Raw genomic sequence first — 17,936 nt, 5'->3', positions numbered from 1 at the left:
GAATCAACAAATTATTCGTACTTTTGCATCATACCGCACATCAATATATTTTTATGGAAAACAAATTTGATATAAATGTCAGGGTCAGATATGCCGAAACCGACCAGATGGGAGTGGTTTATCATGGAAATTATGCCCAATATTTCGAAATGGGACGGGTGGAATGGTTGCGAAGTAAGGGATTGTCCTACAGAAAAATGGAAGAAATGGGCATTATGCTACCGGTGGTTTCTTTGCAAATGGATTATAAAAAACCTGCCAGATATGATGATTTATTGACGGTAACAACTATTTTGAAAAGCCAGACTTCGGTAAAGATAGAATTTAATTATGAAATCCGGAACGAATCGGGCGATTTGCTTACTACTGGATATTCGATGTTGGTGTTTGTGGATATGAAAACTGGCAGACCTATTGTTCCACCTGCTGAAATTAAAGCGATTATAGAAAAATATGCTTACGGACTTTAATTATCTATATCGTCATCTCACAAAAATAGAAAACCTGCAATTATTAGGGAGACATTCTCATCAGAAAATGTGGTCGCCGGAGCGAAAAGAGCTGATTGAAAGTATCAATCTGGAGGAAGTTAACCCGAAAGAGTCGGCAGTAATGGCGATTTTGTTTCCGATTCAAAATAAAACGCATCTGTTGTTTATCGAACGGGCGGTGTATGAGGGCGTGCATTCCGGACAGATTGCTTTTCCGGGTGGCAAACGTGAGCCCGATGATATTGATTTGCACCAAACTGCTTTGCGTGAAACCGAAGAAGAAGTAGGGATTTTACCTTCACAATTGCAAGATATCAAGGCTTTGTCGCCTGTTTATGTTCCGCCCAGCAACTTTTTGATTATGCCTTTTTTGGCGATTCATACACAACCAATGCAAGTGCGGTTGGACGAAGTGGAAGTAAAGTCCGATTTATGTATTTCTCTGGCAGATTTACTGAATCCGGAAAATCTTCGCCAGGTACGTATGAATACTTCTTACGGATTTCATATCAATGTGCCGGCTTATGTTGTTAATGAAAAAATTATTTGGGGTGCTACAGCTATGATTGTTGCGGAGATATTGGATTTGCTTCATCAGATTTAATAGGTAAAAAGATTTTATGAGTTGGTTTAAAAAAGATGCTTTCGGAAATTATTTATTTCTCAAAAAACGGTTGATTCGTTGGTTTGGGATTCTTACCCATCGGCGTTATCGAGGCTTTAACAAGTTAGTTATTGAAGGTTCGGATATTATCAGAAATTTACCTGACGAAAATGTGTTGTTTATTTCCAATCATCAGACTTATTTCGCCGATGTTGTAGCGATGTTGCATGTTTTTAATGCCAGTCTGAAAGGTCGGGAAGACAATCTGAACAACATTTTTTATATCTGGAATCCGAAGTTGAATATCTATTTCGTATCTGCCAAAGAAACTATGCGTGCCGGGCTTCTGCCGAAAATATTGAGCTATACCGGTGCCATTACTGTTGAACGAACCTGGCGTGAAAAAGGAAAGGATATCACTGAAAAAAAAGAAGTCAATCCGAATGATACCGAAAACATAAAAAAAGCGTTGGCAGATGGTTGGGTAATTACTTTTCCGCAGGGAACAACCAAATCGTTTAAGCCGGTTCGCAAAGGAACTGCTCATATCATCAAACAACACAAACCTATTGTTGTTCCTGTAGTAATTGATGGTTTTCGGCGATCTTTCGACAAAAAAGGATTGTGGCTGAAGAAAAAAGGGATTTTGCAAAGCATGGTTATCAAACAACCGCTGGCTGTTGATTATGAAAACGACAGCATCGAAACGATTGTAGAAAAAATAGAATATGCTATCGAGCAGCACCCGTCATTTCTGAAAGTTATTCCTCAGGAAATTCTGGACTACGAAGAAACCCTGAATAAAGAAAGAGAATATTAAAACTCACTAATCAATTCATTGAAATTTCCGACAACTTCTTCAAACGGATAAGCCTCATTAATGTCTTTTGAATTAAGTAAAGAATCGTTTTTGACAAAATAATAAATTTCGTCCGGTTTTGTAGAATCTTCCCGGATAATAGCTAATATTAATTTATTGTCTTTCAGGTAATAAGTTGTTTCGTGTTGAACTTTTGCATAAACCTTATTGATAATGCAAAAAACATTTTCGTTCTCGAAATAATAAGAGGTAATTACTTCTTCGCCATTGTCGTTTTGTGTACGTATATTTTTGACTTCAAAAATGTCATCACGCTGAGTTTCCTGCACATAGCTGATAATAGCATTCATCTCGTTTTCCTGCTCGGCAGTTTGTGAAAAAGCTGTCAGAGATAATAATATAAACGGAATATATAATAAACTTTTTTTCATTTTACGGATTAACTTTTATAGGTTCGTTTCGGTTGGCAACTTGCCAGATTGTAGCAAAAATAAGTTGAGTTCTTTTCATCATTTCATCAAATAAAATTTTATCTGCTGTATCAGTAGGTTGATGATAATCGGGGTGTGTGCCGCCAAAAAAGAAAATAACCGGAATATTGTTTTTAGCAAAATTATAATGGTCTGAACGGTAATACAACATTTCCGGGTGGCTTGGGTCGTCATAGGTATAATCCAGCGTAAGCTGTGTGTATTTTTGATTGGTTTCTTTGGTCAGTTCGTCCAAATCATCACTAAGTCGGCTTGGGCCAATGATGTACACATAATTTCCTTCTTCGAGATATTTATCGTCATTTCGCCCAATCATATCAATGTTGATGTTCGTAATGGTTTTATCCATCGGATACAAAGCGTTTTCAGTATAATACCGTGAGCCGTGTAAACCGAATTCTTCTCCCGTACAATGCAGTAAAACAACCGACCGTTTCGGACCTTTTCCGTGGGCTTTGGCATCGTTCAACACCCGGGCGATTTCCATAACCGCCGCAGTTCCCGAGCCGTTGTCGTCAGCACCATGCATGATTTGACCGTCTTCGATGCCCATGTGGTCATAATGTGCAGAAATAACCACATATTCGTCCGGAAATTCACTTCCTTCGATATAAGCAACCGCATTTTCGCTGTCTTGCAAAGTGTTTAAAACGGTACTCATGAATTCACCCGGAACGTATTGGTAATAATTATCGGTGTTTTGTGCTGCCTCAATATTTTGAGCGATATAAAAATCACGGATATATTGTGCGGCTATTTTTTGACCTTCTTCACCGGTTTTTCTGCCGCTCATTTCGTCAGACGCCAGATTATAAACATGGTTTTTCAGATTTTCTAACTCGATTTTAGCTAAATAGGTTGGCAAATTATCATCGGCAACCTGAGATTGAGAGTCCGAACAACTGCAAAGCGTACATAATGTGATGAATATCAGATGAATGTTTCGTAACATAAAAATAATTTTAAGCATAAAAATAAACATATAATTTGAATTTAGACTTATGCGGTCATGTTTTTAACTTTGCCTATCTTTGTACGAAACCGACAAAAATGAGTAAAGTTGTTTTAATCACAGGAGCTACTTCAGGCATAGGCAATGCCGTGGCTCTTTATTTACATCAAAAAGGATACACCGTTTACGGCACAGGCAGAAATCCGGAAAAAAGTGCTCAACAGCCTTTCCAACTGCTGGCATTGGACGTAAGAAAGGAAGATACCATTCAGCAGGCGGTGCAGACCCTTTTGAAAAAAGAACAACGGCTGGACGTTTTGATTAATAACGCCGGAGTAGGAATTACCGGACCGCTGGAGGAAATCCCGATTGATGAAGTGAGAAATAATTTTGAAACCAATCTTTTCGGACCGATACAGGTTATCAAAGCTGTATTGCCGCAAATGCGTAGGCAAAAAAGCGGGTTGATTATCAACGTTACCTCAATTGCCGGATATATGGGATTACCGTTTCGCAGTGCTTATTCTTCCTCAAAAGGAGCTTTGGAATTAATTACCGAATCTTTACGAATGGAAGTGAAACCATTTGGTATTCAGGTTACTAATGTGGCGCCGGGCGATTTTTCAACCAATATTGCAAGCCGGCGTTACCACGCACCGGTTATAACTGGTTCGCCGTATGAAAAAGTGTATCAAGAGCAGCTAAACACCATCGATGCCGATGTGGATAGCGGAATGAATCCGGAAACTATGGCGAAGGCAATTCATAGGATTATTGAAACTGAAAACCCAAAAGTGCATTATAAAGTGGGGGCTTTTTTGCAAAAATTTTCTATTGCTCTCAAACGTATTCTGCCTGACAAAATGTATGAAAAAATATTAATGAATCATTATAAAATCAAATAGTATGAAGTTTTTTATTGACACAGCAAATTTAGACCAAATCAGAGAGGCACAGGCTTTAGGTGTTTTAGACGGCGTAACGACCAATCCGTCACTAATGGCAAAAGAAGGGATTACTGGCAAAAACAATATTCTGAAACATTATGTGGACATCTGTAATATTGTCGATGGCGATGTGTCTGCAGAAGTTATCGCTACCGATTTTGAAGGTATGGTCAAAGAAGGGGAAGAATTAGCAGAACTGCATGAACAAATCGTTGTGAAAATCCCTCTGACCAAAGATGGTATCAAAGCCTGTAAATATTTTTCTGACAACGGAATTAAAACCAACGTGACTTTGGTTTTCTCGGCAGGTCAGGCGTTACTGGCGGCGAAAGCTGGGGCTACTTATGTTTCGCCGTTTATCGGGAGATTAGACGATATTTCTACCGACGGATTAAACCTGATAGACGAAATCCGTATGATTTATGACAATTATGCTTTTGATACACAGATTCTGGCGGCGTCGGTTCGCCACACTATGCATATTGTGAACTGTGCAAAAATCGGAGCTGACGTGATGACTGGACCTTTAAGCTCAATCTTAGGATTACTGAAACACCCATTAACCGACAGCGGTCTGGAACAGTTCTTGGCAGATTATAAAAAAGGAAATTAATTAACTGACCAATATACGCAAAAAAAACAACAATAACAATGCTTTTCATCAGTATATTTACCAAAAATATTCAGTAGCTTAGTAGTGTAATAATAAAACGAACGACTATGAAAGCGGTACCTGTATCTGACATTATGACCAAAGATTTGATTGTATTAAATCCGGCACAAAGCTTGTATGAGGCAGAAGCATTGTTTAAGAAACACAAGATTCGGCATATTCCTGTGGTGGAATCAAAAAAGCTGCTCGGGATATTGAGTCATTCCGATTTGCTACGAATTAGTTTTGCTGATTTGACTGATGAAGAAGACTATGTGGAAAGCGTTGTTTACGATATGTACACTATCGACCAAGTAATGGCAAAAGCACCGATAACCGTCAATGTCGATGCGACTGTGAAGGAAGTAGCTGAGGTGTTATCACAACAAAGTTTTCATTCGTTGCCCGTTGTTGAAAACGACGAGCTGGTCGGTATAGTAACCACGACTGATTTAATTAATTATATGCTGAAACAGTTTGAGGAATAACAAAAAAAATCCAATTCGTATAGAGAATTGGATTTTTTTATCGTAATATCAATGTAATTATTTATCAATCGAACCTAACACCCGTTGCATAAAGTTATTCATTGCTTCTTTTTTAGGTGTACCGTCTGCAATCATTTTGTTTACTTCCAATGCACCGTACATATTGGAAATTAATTCTCCGATAACGTCCAGTTCTTCATCTTTTAGTGACGGAATTTCGGTCATATATTCCAAAACTTCCAGCGTTTCGATGATGTAATCCTGGTCATTTTCTTCGATGAATTCAGTCAGCTTTTTAATAACAGGTACTTTCATTATCCTAATTCATTTACCAATTCGTTCAATACTTCGGCTTTGTTGGTTTGTACTTCACTAACCAATTTACCATCTTGGAAAATGGCAAATGTCGGCAGGTTGGTTACAGATGCCAATTTTCTCGATTCAGGAAATTTTTCTGCATCAGCAATAACGAAAGTAATGCCTTCTTTCTCGGTAGAAAGTTTTTTGAATTTCGGTTTCATGATTCGGCAATTACCACACCACGATGCTGCATATTGTACAGCAACTTTTTCGTTGCCGTTCACGATTTCCTGTAAGTTATCTTGTTCTAATTCTTTTAGCATAATCATTGTTTTTTTTAGTTATAAGTCATGAATTGTAAGTGTAAAACACTTACAATTCATAACAAAAAATGTTAGTGTTTCGCTAAGTAATCTGCGGTAGAATTACGGTCGGCAGACATCGCTTCTTTACCTTCTTCCCAGTTTGCAGGGCAAACTTCGCCGTTTTTCTGTACGTGAGTATAAGCGTCAATCAATCGTAAATATTCTTTCACATTTCTGCCCAATGGCATATCGTTTACTGATTCATGGAAAACTTTTCCTTCTTCATCAATCAGGTAAGTAGCTCTGAATGTTACGTTTGAACCTACGATTTGGATAGCATTCAATTCTTCGTTATAATCTTCTTCAGTTACGTCAAGAATTCCTAAAACGTTAGAAAGGTTACGGGTCGTATCAGCCAATAACGGGTAAGTTACCCCTTCAATTCCGCCTTCAGCTTTTGGTGTGTTCAACCAAGCAAAGTGAACCTCGTTGGTGTCGCATGATGCACCGATTACGATAGTATTTCTGCTTTTAAACTCTTCCAAAGCTTCCTGGAAAGCGTGTAATTCAGTCGGACAAACAAAAGTAAAATCTTTCGGATACCAGAACAGCAAAACTTTTTTGTTGTTGTTTACTGCTTCTTCCAACACGTTGATTCTCATGTTGTCGCCCATTTCAGAGATGGCATCTACTGTGATGTTTGGGAATTTTTTACCTACAAATGACATAGTTAAATAATTTTAAATGGTTATTATTAATTTTCGATAGTACAAATTTATGGATTAAAACCACCTTTTTCGAGTGATTTTGATTGTTATTTATTATAGTGTTATCAATTTAATTTATATAAACTACTATTTTATATAGTTATTTGTTATGGTTGTGATGTAAATAATTGAGTCATAAATAAATATCATATACCAACTATAAAAATAAGTCAAAAACAGCAATTATCCGGTTTGATAACTGTTAATAAATATTTAATATTTTTTCTCAGATATATCATTTGATGTTCCTTTTTTTCTATACTTTAGAGAATTCAAAGCCATTAATGAACAAAAATATATGAATTTATTCAGAAAAAAGACCGTTAACAATATCATTGCAGACTTAAATAAACAAAATTCCGGCGATGCTTCACTGGGCAGATATTTAACCCTCAAAGATTTGATATTTTTCGGTATTGCTGCCATTGTTGGAGCAGGCGTTTTCAGTACGATAGGGCAGGCGAGTGCAGATGGTGGTCCGGCGGTTATTTTTCTGTTTATGTTTACCGGGTTGGCGTGCGGTTTTACCGCTTTTGCCTATGCCGAATTTGCCTCAATGGTGCCGGTTTCCGGAAGTGCTTATACGTATTCTTATGTCGCATTTGGCGAAATTATCGCATGGATTATCGGCTGGGCGTTGATTATGGAATATGCCATCGGAAATATCACTTTGGCGATTTCGTGGAGTGATTATTTTACTGGGTTGCTCGAAACAGGAGGACTGCATCTGCCGCAATGGATTCAGATGGATTATCTGTCGGCATACAACGGTTTTCACAATGCTGAGGCTTTGATGCGTTCGGGAAAATCTTTTGATAATTTGCCACTCAATTTGCAATATGCTCATCAGGCATGGACAGAATCGCCTCAGCTTTTCGGCTTTCATTTCGTGGCAGATATTCCGGCTTTGGGAATCATTATATTGATTACGTGGCTGGTTTATAAAGGTATGAAAGAATCCAGAAACGCAAGTAATGCCATGGTTATCATCAAGATGGCGGTAGTGTTGCTGGTTATCGCTGTCGGGATTTTTTATGTAGATACAACCAACTGGAATCCGTTTGCACCCAACGGACTCGAAGGGGTTTTGAAAGGTGTATCGGCAGTGTTTTTTGCCTACATCGGTTTTGATGCGATTTCCACTACGGCGGAGGAATGTAAAAATCCACAACGAGATTTACCCAGAGGAATGATGTGGGCGATTGTCATTTGCACAGTGTTGTATATTGCAATTGCTTTGGTACTGACTGGTATGGTCAATTATTCGATGCTGGGCGTTGGCGACCCATTGGCGTATGTATTTAAAGAGCTTAACCTCAAATGGTTGTCTGGAATTATCGCTGTGAGTGCCGTTGTGGCGATGGCGAGTGTGTTATTGGTTTTCCAGATGGGACAACCCAGAATATGGATGAGCATGAGCCGCGACGGATTACTTCCGAAACGTTTTGCGAAAATCCACCCGAAATATAAAACACCTTCGTTTGCAACTATCGTAACCGGATTTGTCGTTGCTGTTCCGGCTTTGTTTCTCAATCTTACGACGGTTACAGACTTGTGCAGTATCGGGACTTTATTTGCTTTTTCGGTAGTTTGTGCAGGAGTTTTGATTTTGCAGGACAAAGATATTCCACGCGGAACTTTCAGAACGCCGTATATCAATGCCCGGTATATTTTTCCGGCTATGCTGATTGTTGGTTTGATACTGTCGTTTACGGTAAACCGGGAAAAAACGTTACAATTCGTCAACAACACGCCGCAAATCAGTGAACCTACAACTTTGGTTACTTCTTTTAGTTTGGACGAATCCCGAAAAGTGTCTGATTATCTGTATAATAAAAATTTACAAACGGATAAAACCGCTTTTGATACCGAAGAATTTTTATCGGAAATATATAGCAGTGACCAAGTTGAATATGAACAATTAGTGGTTGATTTACCAATTTCAGATGTAAAAAAATACACCACAGGATTTGCATTGTTTCAGCATAAAATTCCGATGTGGCTGTTTATTATTGGCTTAATCGGTTTAACCGTTTGGGCATATCGCAAGAATTTATCGTTAATTCCATTACTCGGACTAACCTGTTGTATCTACATGATGGCGGAACTGACGATTTGGAACTGGATATATTTCAGCATCTGGCTGATTGTCGGGTTAATCATATATTTTTCTTTTTCTTTGAAACATAGCAAACTAAATACTAACAAAAATTAAACGATTATGAGTATTTTTTCCAGAAAACCTCTGAATGAATTATTAACCGAAGCTAATGCTACCGGCGAGGGAAGTTTGAAAAAAACTTTCGGACCATGGGGCTTGGTTGCTTTGGGCGTCGGGGCAGTTATCGGAGCCGGATTATTTTCGATAACCGGTATGGCGGCAGGAAATTTTGCCGGGCCGTCCATTATGATATCCTTTGTGGTTGCCGCATTAGGTTGTGCTTTGGCGGGTTTGTGCTATGCTGAATTTGCCTCGATGATTCCGGTCGCGGGTAGTGCCTACACCTATTCTTATGCGACAATGGGAGAATTTATTGCCTGGGTTATCGGCTGGGATTTGGTATTGGAATATGCCGTTGGTGCGGCAACCGTAGCATCAAGCTGGTCGGGATATCTGGACGCATTATTACAAAATTATGGGTATTATTTGCCTCCTGAATTATTGACCACACCGTTTGAAGGCGGCTGGTTCAACCTTCCTGCAGTGTTCATCGTGGTTATGATGTCATTGGTATTGGTAAAAGGAACCAGCGAATCTGCTTTGGTAAATACCATTATTGTAATACTTAAGGTAGCGATTGTATTGGTTTTTATTTTTGTCGGACTGAAATATGTGGATACGCAAAATCATACCCCTTTTATTCCTGAAAATACCGGAAACTTTGGAGAATTTGGCTTTTCCGGAATAATACGCGGGGCAGCGATTGTGTTTTTCGCCTATATTGGTTTTGACGCTGTAAGTACGGCTGCACAGGAAACCAAAAACCCTAAAAAAGCCATGCCGATTGGTATTTTGGGTTCATTAATTATATGTACAGTATTATATGTAGCCTTTGCTTATGTAATGACTGGTGTGGTAGATTACAAAGAATTTGTGTCTGCAGAAGCCGGCAGCCATTTAGCACCGGTGGCTATCGCGATTCAGAATATGGGAGAAATGGGAGCAGACGGCTTGATTACGCCAGCTTATCCGTGGCTGAATAATATGATTATCATAGCGATATTATTAGGGTATGCGTCCGTAATTCTCGTGTTGCTTCTCGGACAAAGCCGTGTTTTTTATTCTATGAGTAAAGACGGACTTTTACCTAAGGTTTTTTCTAATATCCACCCGAAATTTCAGACGCCGTTTAAGGCAAATATGTTTTTTCTGGTGTTTGTAAGTTTGTTCGCAGCATTCGTTCCCGGTAATGTGGTGGGGGAAATGACCAGTATAGGAACACTTTTTGCTTTCATCTTAGTCTGTATGGGCGTATTGATTATGCGAAAAACTATGCCTGATGCACCAAGAGGGTTCCGGACACCTTTGGTTCCTTTTGTACCGGTGTTAGGTATTTTAGTTTGCTTTTTTATGATGGCATTTTTGCCGTTAGACACCTGGGTACGATTAATCGTTTGGATGTTAATCGGATTAGATGTTTATTTCTTCTACGGAATGCGACACAGCCGAAAGTCCAGTACCGGAACTTTTCTGAAAGACAAAAAAATCCTGAGTTTAATTACTATTATTTTAAGTATCGTTTTAATTGTTGTAGCGTTAATCCATCATCATGATACGAACGGGAAAGATATGGTTTTGTATATCTTTTCACTGGTATTTTCTACCTTACATATTATTTATTTTATCTATACATATATTAGAGACAAACGATAAGCAGATTGTTATAGAGAAAAAAGAGTTGAGGTTAACCTCAACTCTTTTTATTATGTATGAACATAGATGTTATTTCATAACAAATCCTCATCATCAAAAATACTTTTGATATTTTCATAGGAATTCCGAAGAGCGATTTCGGTTTGTTCTTTGTCTAACCAAACGGCTTTGTCGATGCCCTCTTCAGTTTGAGGCTGCAACACACCGTTGTAGTTGGTTTTCATCAGATACCAGTGTGTGATTTTCAAGCGGAATTCGCCATTTCGTTTAAAAACATGGTAGGTTTTTTTCAGTTTATGTTCGATTTCCAGACCGCTCACTCCGGTTTCTTCTTCCACTTCCCGGATAGCAGTTTCCTGTAATTCTTCATTTTTTTCTATGCCGCCTTTGGGTAAATCCCACTTGCCATTACGATGAATAAAAAGCATTTTTCCTTCATCATTAAAAACCAATCCGCCGGCAGCTTTATTAACCGTTATTTTTTCCTTAAATTTTTTGTATAACTGGCTTTCATCAGGGTGGTATAAAATAGCTTTGGTATATTTGTCCTGATAAAAACCTTTGATGATTTTTTGAATATCAGCGGTCTCTAACAAGAAAATTTTAAAATCAGTTTCTTTTTCGATACTGTCTGTTAAAATTAATGGTTTATTGTTGATAAAAACTTTATACATTTGCATTATGATATTTAATGATAACACAGCTCAGAAAACAGCCGAATTGCTTTTGGAAATCAATGCAATTAAGCTTAATCCAAACGAACCCTTTACTTGGGCATCAGGTTGGAAATCACCTATTTATTGTGATAACAGAATAACGCTTTCTTATCCTGAAATTCGTCGCTATATTCAAAATCAATTTGCTACAAATATAATAGAAAAATTTGGGAAACCCGATGTTATTGCCGGAGTTGCTACCGGAGCCATCGGAATTGGACTTTTGGTTGCCGAAGCACTCGGTTTGCCATTTGTATATGTTAGACCTGAACCGAAAAAACACGGTCGGAAAAATCAAATTGAAGGACACCTGGAACCTAACCAGAAAGTAATCGTTATTGAAGATCTTATCAGTACCGGGAAAAGTAGCTTGCAGGCGGTAGAAGCTTTGCGGGAAAATCAAGCCGAAATAATTGGTATGGCTGCGATTTTCAGCTACGGTTTTCAAATTGCTGATGATAATTTTATACAATCCGGAACTACACTTTATACCCTGAGCAATTACGAAACATTAATCCAGCAGGCGGTTAAGCAAAATTATGTTCAGCCGGAAGATGAAGAAACGCTGAAAATATGGCGTACCAATCCGGCAGAATGGAACCAATAAATCGAAAATTATGCAATTAGAAAGTTCAAAAAAAACAGTCAATCACTCTGCTCAATACATTTTTGAAAACCTCACGGAAATCAAAAATTTTGAAAAACTGATGCCAGAAAATACTTCCAAGTTTGAGGTTATTGATGAAAATTGCTTTGTGTTCGGACTCAAAGGAATGCCAGAAATAAAATTGGTGAAAAAATCGGCGACACCTAATAATGAGGTTGTTCTCGGAGCAGCAAGCAGTAAATTACCATTTACACTTACTGCTAAGATTGATGAAATCGACGCTGATAACAGCGATGTGCAGCTATTTTTTGAAGGCGAATTCAATGCCATGATGGGCATGATGATAAAAGGTCCCATCAGCAAATTCATAGAAACTTTAGTGGAAAATATGCACAAGCTATAAAAATAGATAATTTTTTACCACAGAGACACAAAGTACACAGAAAAATAATTTTGTGTACGCTGTGTCTTTGTGGTTAATAAAAAAAGTAGATTAGAAATTCGGACTAAGATTGTATTTCTTGTAGAATGAATTAATAATTTCAATCACTTCGTCTGAGGTATCAACCAGTTTTATCAAATCCATATCTTCCGGAGAAATAGTGGCATATTTATCACGCAAAACAGCTTTGAACCAATCAATCAAACCACCCCAGAACTCACTACCTACAAGAATAATCGGAAATTTACCGGTTTTGTTAGTCTGGATAAGTGTAATTGCTTCAAACAATTCGTCGAGTGTACCGAATCCGCCCGGCATAACCACAAAACCTTGTGAATATTTGACAAACATAACCTTTCTCACGAAAAAGTAATCAAACTGAAGGTTTTTGTCCCCGTCGATATAAGGATTAAAATGCTGCTCGAAAGGCAGTTGAATATTAAGCCCGATTGAAGCTCCTTTACCGAGATGTGCCCCTTTGTTACCGGCTTCCATGATTCCGGGGCCTCCGCCTGTAATCACACCAAACCCATGCTGGCTGATTTTGTATGCGATTTCTTCAGCTAACTGGTAATATTTATCGTCTGGTGTTGTCCGTGCCGAACCGAATATCGATATAGACGGACCGATACGTGCCATCGATTCATAGCCGTTAACAAATTCGGACATGATTTTGAAAATTGCCCAGGAATCATTTGACTTTATTTCGCTCCAGGTTTTCTGCTGAAAACTTTCTTTTATTTTTTCTTCACTGTTATTTTCCATATATAAAAAATTAATTTATAGTAATTTACGTAAAAATCTGGCAGTATAACTTTCTTTGTTTTTGGCAACTTCTTCCGGTGTACCTTCTGCTACAATTTTTCCACCTTTTTTTCCACCTTCAGGACCAATATCTATCAGATAATCTGCCATTTTGACGACATCGAGATTGTGTTCGATAATCAATACAGTATTTCCTTTATCTACCAGTTTCTGAATCACTTCCATCAGCACTTTAATATCTTCAAAATGTAAGCCTGTTGTAGGTTCATCTAAAATATAAAAAGTATTTCCGGTATCTTTTTTGGATAATTCGGCTGCCAGTTTGATGCGTTGGGCTTCACCGCCTGATAGTGTCGTACTTTGCTGTCCAAGTGTGATATAGCCTAATCCTACGTCCTGGATAGTTTTTACTTTTCGGTATATTTTTGGAATGCTTTCAAAAAATTCCACCGATTCGTTAATGGTCATGCTAAGTACATCGGCGATGGATTTTCCTTTGTACCGGATTTCGAGTGTTTCACGATTAAACCGTTTTCCCTGACAGGTTTCACATTCCACATAAATATCGGGTAAAAATCCCATTTCGATGGTTCGCAATCCTGAACCTTCACAGGTTTCACAACGACCGCCTTTTACATTAAAACTAAAACGCCCCGGTTTGTAACCTCTGATAGATGCCTCGGGAACTTTGGCAAACAAGCTTCGGATTTCTGTAAATACATCGGTGTAAGTGGCCGGGTTAGAACGTGGCGTACGTCCGATAGGACTTTGGTCGATACCGATTACTTTGTCGATATGTTCCAAACCTTCTATTTTTTTGTATTCGAGAGGTTCTTTGACCGCTTTGAAAAAATGCTGGTTGAGTATCGGATAAAGCGTTTCGTTAATCAATGTGGATTTGCCTGAACCCGAAACACCAGTCACACAAATCAGCGTACTGAGCGGGAAAGTGGCAGTCACATTTTTGAGGTTATTCCCTTTTGCTCCGGTTAGTTTTAACGTATGCCCGTTGCCGGAACGACGTTTTTCCGGAATTTCTATTTTTCTTTTTCCGTTCAGATAATCCGCTGTGAGCGTGTCTTTTTTCATCAGTTCTGCTGGCGTTCCGGCACTGATGATTTCCCCACCGTTTCTTCCTGCCCGCGGACCAATATCAATAACATAATCAGCACATTCAATCATATCCTGGTCGTGCTCGACAACCAAAACCGAGTTGCCGATGTCGCGTAATTGTTCCAATGAACGAATCAGTTTTTCGTTATCTCGTTGATGTAATCCGATGCTGGGTTCGTCCAAAATATACAGCACACCGACAAGCTGCGACCCGATTTGCGTTGCCAAACGAATTCGCTGTGCCTCGCCGCCCGAAAGGGAACGTGAACTGCGATTTAGCGAGAGATAATTCAGTCCGACATCGAGTAAAAATGACAATCGGGCAGTAATTTCTTTGAGGATTTCCCGAGCGATTTCTGTTTGCTTTTTGTTGAGTTTTTTAGGAATATTGATGAACCAATCTTGGAGTGATTCTAAATCCATATCCACGATATCGCCCATATTCTTATTGCCTATTTTGAAATAAAGCGATTCTTTCCGCAATCGGCTTCCGTGGCATTCCGGACAAGTTTTTTCGTCCATGAAATCTTTCGCCCATCTTTTGATAGACCTTGATTCTGAACTTTCATATTGACTCAATATAAAATTGGCAATTCCTTCAAAATCAATTTTATAATCTTTGGTTATGCCTAAAATTTCAGATTTAACAGAAAAACTTTCCTTTCCGCCATACAGGATAATCTGCATAGCTTCTTCAGGAATATCGGCTATCGGGTCACTGAGTTTAAAATCATATTTTTGCCCGATGATTTCCAGTTGTTTGAAAATCCAGCTACTTTTTTGTTCTCCCAACGGAACAAATCCTCCCTTTTTAATAGATACTTTATCGTCGGGAATAATTTTATTCAGGTTAATTTCGTTGACCACACCCAGTCCGTTACATTTTGGACAGGCCCCTTTGGGCGAGTTGAAAGAAAAACTGTTGGGCTCTGGAACAGGGTAGGAAATTCCGGAAGTCGGACACATCAAATCCCGGCTGAAATAACGTCCGGCAGTGCTTTCGTGCGGAACAACCATCAGGATATTATCACCAAAATCCATAGCGGTTTTGATGGTTTCGTTGAGCCTTTTGGTTGTTTCTTCATTGTTTTTAATCTGTAATCGGTCAATGACAATTTCGATGTCGTGAGTTTTGTATCTGTCCACCTTCATTCCTCGCGTAATGTCGGTAATTTCGCCATCAATTCGCACTTTTACAAAGCCTTGTTTGGCGATTTGTTCAAACAGTTCGCGGTAATGTCCTTTCCGGGCTCTTACGACAGGGGCTAATATGTTTATGCGTTGATTATCATATTCTTGTATAATCAGTTCAATGATTTGTTCATCAGAATAACTGACCATTTTTTCGCCTGTGATATAACTGTAAGCCTCTCCGGCACGAGCATATAGCAACCGGATAAAATCATAGATTTCAGTAACTGTGCCCACAGTCGAACGCGGACTTTTGTTGGTCGTTTTTTGTTCAATGGCAATAACCGGCGACAATCCGTCTATTTTGTCCACGTCCGGACGCTCCAAACCACCAAGAAACTGACGGGCATATGAAGTAAATGTTTCGATATACCTCCGCTGACCTTCGGCATAAATAGTATCAAACGCCAAAGAAGATTTTCCCGAGCCGGAAAGTCCTGTGATAACCACGAGTTTTTCCCGTGGAATGCTGATGTTTATATTTTTAAGATTGTGCTCTCTGGCACCATATACTTCAATATTATCTTCCAATTTTTGCATATAAAAGTCAAAACTACAAATATACGATTTTTCGACAGGATTATTTGTTTCAGGTTTCTTTTGTTTCAAGTTCGGTGTCGGAAGAAACCTGCAGGGTTTGTACACATTGTTTAAGTTTGCTTTTTTGTTTCAGATAGCTAATGGCTTTTGCCTAATCGCTCATTAGCCTTTTTTTCGTATTTTTGATAGCAAAAACAAGATAATTGATGAAAAAGCTGTTCAAATGGATAGGGATTTTGATAGGAATACCAATAGGATATGTGCTGATTACACTTTTACTTGCTTTGATTCCTGTGAATAGTCAAAAAGACGAGAATCCGGCAGTTACTGTTTATATCTTAACGAATGGCGTGCACACCGATTTGGTTTTTCCGTATATTTCCGAAACGTTTGATTGGAGCCATTATCTGGATACAAACGATACACCTTCGCAGATACAAAATCCAGATTGGGTAGCATTAGGCTGGGGCGACAAAGGATTTTATCTGGATACTCCCGAATGGAAAGATTTGAAATTCAAAACCGCTTTTCGGGCAGTAACCGGGCTGAGCAAATCAGCGATGCACGTAACCTATTACCGCCAAATGTCTGAAAATGAAAATTGTGTAGCAATCCGCATATCACAGGAAAATTATTTGAAAATGTGCCGTTATGTTGCTGAAACTTTTCAACAGAAAGAAAATCATTTCAGGCTTATTCAAACAGACCAGAATTACGGACCAAACGACGTGTTTTATGAAGCTAAAGGCAGTTATCACTTATTTAAAACCTGCAATACGTGGGCAAATAATGTTTTAAAAGCAGGTCATCAGAAATCAGCTTTGTTTACATTGTTTGACTTCGGTATATTTTACCATTATCAATAGAAATTTATGAGGACAGATATAAAGAAAACCATTCAGTTATTTACCAAAACCATCAATGATTTTTTGGACGAAGACGGAATGAAACTCAGTGCGTCATTGTCATATTACACCGTATTTTCGTTTCCACCTTTGGCAATTCTAGTAGTTTCTATTGCCGCACGTTTTTTCGGGGAACATACCGCCAGAGAAGAATTTTATGAACAGATGACTTATTTGTTTGGCGAAGAAACCGCTATGCAATTAGCCGATTCGGTTTTGAAAATGTCGATAAATAACAACAGCATTTTGGCTACGATTATCGGGGTGGGAATTTTGTTTTTTACCGCATCAGCGATGTTTGGCGAAATACAAAGTAGCCTGAACAGCATTTGGAAACTCAAAGCCAACACAAAAAAAGCCTGGCTCACAATTATCCGGAAAAGGTTGTTGTCTTTTGCTATGATTTTACTGCTCGGAACCATTATGGTGGCTACATTAATACTGACTACATTATTACAGTTTTTACAGGAAGAAATAATTGCTTTATTCGAGGAAGATGTTTTTCATCTGACCTCTCTGATAGACAAATTGGTGGTATTTGTAGTTATCGTAACCTTATTTTCTTTTTTGTTTAAAACCTTACCCGACGGGCGATTGCGTTGGAAAGAGACCTTGGTCGGAGCTTGCTTTACGGCACTTTTATTTATGGCTGGAAAATGGGGAATCAATTTCTATATTGCCAATTCGCCTAAAGACGGATTATACGGAACGGCAGGCTCGGTATTGGTGTTGTTGATTTGGGTATATTATTCTGCCATAATATTCTATTTCGGGGCAATATTTACCAAAAATTATTCGGAATTATTCGGAAAACCAATCGGTCCAAACAGCTATGCAGTCCGGGTAAAATATAACGAAGAAATTATCGAAATGGGCTCAAAGAAAAATGACTGAAACAAGTAGATTATACCCATTTTTTTATTTTCAAATTTCGTTAAAAAGCAGTAAATTAGCCCAAAAGAAAAT

20 protein-coding genes are annotated in these 17,936 nt (G+C 38.5%); 12 read left to right on the top strand and 8 right to left on the bottom strand.

All coding sequences use genetic code 11. The annotated features are described in order from the left end of the window. Window positions 1–53: 53 nt before the first annotated feature. Genes CDL10_RS08135 through CDL10_RS08125 form a run of 3 tightly spaced genes read left to right on the top strand, consistent with a single transcriptional unit; the run spans window position 54 to window position 1,915 of the window. The gene (locus CDL10_RS08135; RefSeq protein WP_100678071.1) at window positions 54–470 is read left to right on the top strand and encodes an acyl-CoA thioesterase; all 417 of its coding nucleotides are present in this window, start codon (window positions 54–56) and stop codon (window positions 468–470) included. Next, window positions 454–1,095, top strand: coding sequence for an NUDIX hydrolase (locus tag CDL10_RS08130; protein WP_100678070.1), 642 nt, complete (start codon window positions 454–456; stop codon window positions 1,093–1,095). Before CDL10_RS08135 ends, CDL10_RS08130 begins: the two co-directional genes overlap by 17 nt. Window positions 1,096–1,111: 16 nt before the next feature. Next, on the top strand, window positions 1,112–1,915 hold the full coding sequence (locus tag CDL10_RS08125) for a lysophospholipid acyltransferase family protein (RefSeq protein ID WP_100678069.1): 804 nt from the start codon (window positions 1,112–1,114) through the stop codon (window positions 1,913–1,915). On the opposite strand, the gene CDL10_RS08120 is transcribed toward CDL10_RS08125, so the two are convergent. Further along, window positions 1,912–2,346 carry a hypothetical protein gene (locus CDL10_RS08120; protein WP_100678068.1) on the bottom strand — a complete coding sequence of 145 codons (435 nt, stop codon included), beginning with the start codon at window positions 2,344–2,346 and terminating at the stop codon, window positions 1,912–1,914. The genes CDL10_RS08125 and CDL10_RS08120 overlap by 4 nt on opposite strands. Window position 2,347: 1 nt before the next feature. Then, window positions 2,348–3,358 carry a M28 family metallopeptidase gene (locus tag CDL10_RS08115; protein WP_243389314.1) on the bottom strand — a complete coding sequence of 337 codons (1,011 nt, stop codon included), beginning with the start codon at window positions 3,356–3,358 and terminating at the stop codon, window positions 2,348–2,350. A gap of 98 nt (window positions 3,359–3,456) precedes the next feature. Between CDL10_RS08115 and CDL10_RS08110 the strand changes: the two genes are divergently transcribed. The 3 genes from CDL10_RS08110 to CDL10_RS08100 all read left to right on the top strand — a co-directional run bounded on the left by CDL10_RS08110 (window position 3,457) and on the right by CDL10_RS08100 (window position 5,445). Continuing rightward, window positions 3,457–4,263, top strand: a complete 807-nt coding sequence (locus CDL10_RS08110; protein WP_100678066.1) for an SDR family oxidoreductase — start codon at window positions 3,457–3,459, stop codon at window positions 4,261–4,263. A 1-nt stretch (window position 4,264) separates the two neighbouring features. Then, entirely contained in the window at window positions 4,265–4,918 is a 654-nt protein-coding gene (fsa, locus tag CDL10_RS08105; RefSeq protein ID WP_100678065.1) for a fructose-6-phosphate aldolase, read from the top strand. 107 nt (window positions 4,919–5,025) lie between these two features. Further along, window positions 5,026–5,445 (top strand): CBS domain-containing protein, encoded by a 420-nt coding sequence (locus tag CDL10_RS08100; protein ID WP_243389313.1) that lies wholly within the window; start codon window positions 5,026–5,028, stop codon window positions 5,443–5,445. A 57-nt stretch (window positions 5,446–5,502) separates the two neighbouring features. On the opposite strand, the gene CDL10_RS08095 is transcribed toward CDL10_RS08100, so the two are convergent. The 3 genes from CDL10_RS08095 to CDL10_RS08085 all read right to left on the bottom strand — a co-directional run bounded on the left by CDL10_RS08095 (window position 5,503) and on the right by CDL10_RS08085 (window position 6,778). Then, window positions 5,503–5,760, bottom strand: a complete 258-nt coding sequence (locus CDL10_RS08095; RefSeq protein ID WP_100678064.1) for a DUF6952 family protein — start codon at window positions 5,758–5,760, stop codon at window positions 5,503–5,505. After that, on the bottom strand, window positions 5,760–6,068 hold the full coding sequence (locus tag CDL10_RS08090) for a thioredoxin family protein (protein WP_100678688.1): 309 nt from the start codon (window positions 6,066–6,068) through the stop codon (window positions 5,760–5,762). The genes CDL10_RS08095 and CDL10_RS08090 overlap by 1 nt, the downstream gene beginning before the upstream one ends. Window positions 6,069–6,139: 71 nt before the next feature. Next, window positions 6,140–6,778 (bottom strand): peroxiredoxin, encoded by a 639-nt coding sequence (locus tag CDL10_RS08085; protein WP_100678063.1) that lies wholly within the window; start codon window positions 6,776–6,778, stop codon window positions 6,140–6,142. Window positions 6,779–7,115: 337 nt separating this feature from the next. On the opposite strand from CDL10_RS08085, the gene CDL10_RS08080 reads away from it, so the two are divergent. Together CDL10_RS08080 and CDL10_RS08075 are read left to right on the top strand one after the other, a co-directional pair. Further along, window positions 7,116–9,032 carry an amino acid permease gene (locus CDL10_RS08080; protein ID WP_100678062.1) on the top strand — a complete coding sequence of 639 codons (1,917 nt, stop codon included), beginning with the start codon at window positions 7,116–7,118 and terminating at the stop codon, window positions 9,030–9,032. Between the two features lie 6 nt (window positions 9,033–9,038). After that, on the top strand, window positions 9,039–10,691 hold the full coding sequence (locus CDL10_RS08075) for an amino acid permease (protein ID WP_100678061.1): 1,653 nt from the start codon (window positions 9,039–9,041) through the stop codon (window positions 10,689–10,691). 74 nt (window positions 10,692–10,765) lie between these two features. Here the strand turns inward: CDL10_RS08075 and CDL10_RS08070 are convergent, their stop codons facing one another. After that, window positions 10,766–11,365 (bottom strand): NUDIX hydrolase, encoded by a 600-nt coding sequence (locus tag CDL10_RS08070; RefSeq protein ID WP_100678687.1) that lies wholly within the window; start codon window positions 11,363–11,365, stop codon window positions 10,766–10,768. 7 nt (window positions 11,366–11,372) lie between these two features. Between CDL10_RS08070 and pyrE the strand changes: the two genes are divergently transcribed. Then, window positions 11,373–12,014 carry an orotate phosphoribosyltransferase gene (gene pyrE / locus CDL10_RS08065; protein WP_100678060.1) on the top strand — a complete coding sequence of 214 codons (642 nt, stop codon included), beginning with the start codon at window positions 11,373–11,375 and terminating at the stop codon, window positions 12,012–12,014. A gap of 10 nt (window positions 12,015–12,024) precedes the next feature. Continuing rightward, window positions 12,025–12,417 (top strand): orotate phosphoribosyltransferase, encoded by a 393-nt coding sequence (locus CDL10_RS08060; protein WP_100678059.1) that lies wholly within the window; start codon window positions 12,025–12,027, stop codon window positions 12,415–12,417. A 90-nt stretch (window positions 12,418–12,507) separates the two neighbouring features. On the opposite strand, the gene CDL10_RS08055 is transcribed toward CDL10_RS08060, so the two are convergent. Beyond that, a complete protein-coding gene (locus tag CDL10_RS08055) occupies window positions 12,508–13,221 on the bottom strand; it encodes an LOG family protein (RefSeq protein ID WP_100678058.1) in 714 nt (237 codons plus the stop codon). A gap of 15 nt (window positions 13,222–13,236) precedes the next feature. Then, entirely contained in the window at window positions 13,237–16,065 is a 2,829-nt protein-coding gene (uvrA, locus tag CDL10_RS08050; RefSeq protein WP_100678057.1) for an excinuclease ABC subunit UvrA, read from the bottom strand. 206 nt (window positions 16,066–16,271) lie between these two features. Here uvrA and CDL10_RS08045 point away from each other — a divergent pair, with 206 nt between their 5' ends. Next, complete coding sequence (locus CDL10_RS08045; protein WP_100678056.1) at window positions 16,272–16,931, top strand: TIGR02117 family protein; 660 nt, start codon at window positions 16,272–16,274, stop codon at window positions 16,929–16,931. A 6-nt stretch (window positions 16,932–16,937) separates the two neighbouring features. Continuing rightward, window positions 16,938–17,864 (top strand): YihY/virulence factor BrkB family protein, encoded by a 927-nt coding sequence (locus tag CDL10_RS08040; RefSeq protein WP_100678055.1) that lies wholly within the window; start codon window positions 16,938–16,940, stop codon window positions 17,862–17,864. Window positions 17,865–17,936 lie beyond the last annotated feature (72 nt).

The organism is Avrilella dinanensis (assembly GCF_002807015.1).
GTDB lineage: Bacteria > Bacteroidota > Bacteroidia > Flavobacteriales > Flavobacteriaceae > Flavobacterium > Flavobacterium dinanensis.
Note: the sequence above shows the minus strand (reverse complement) of the source record. Positions and strands in the feature narration are given on the sequence as shown.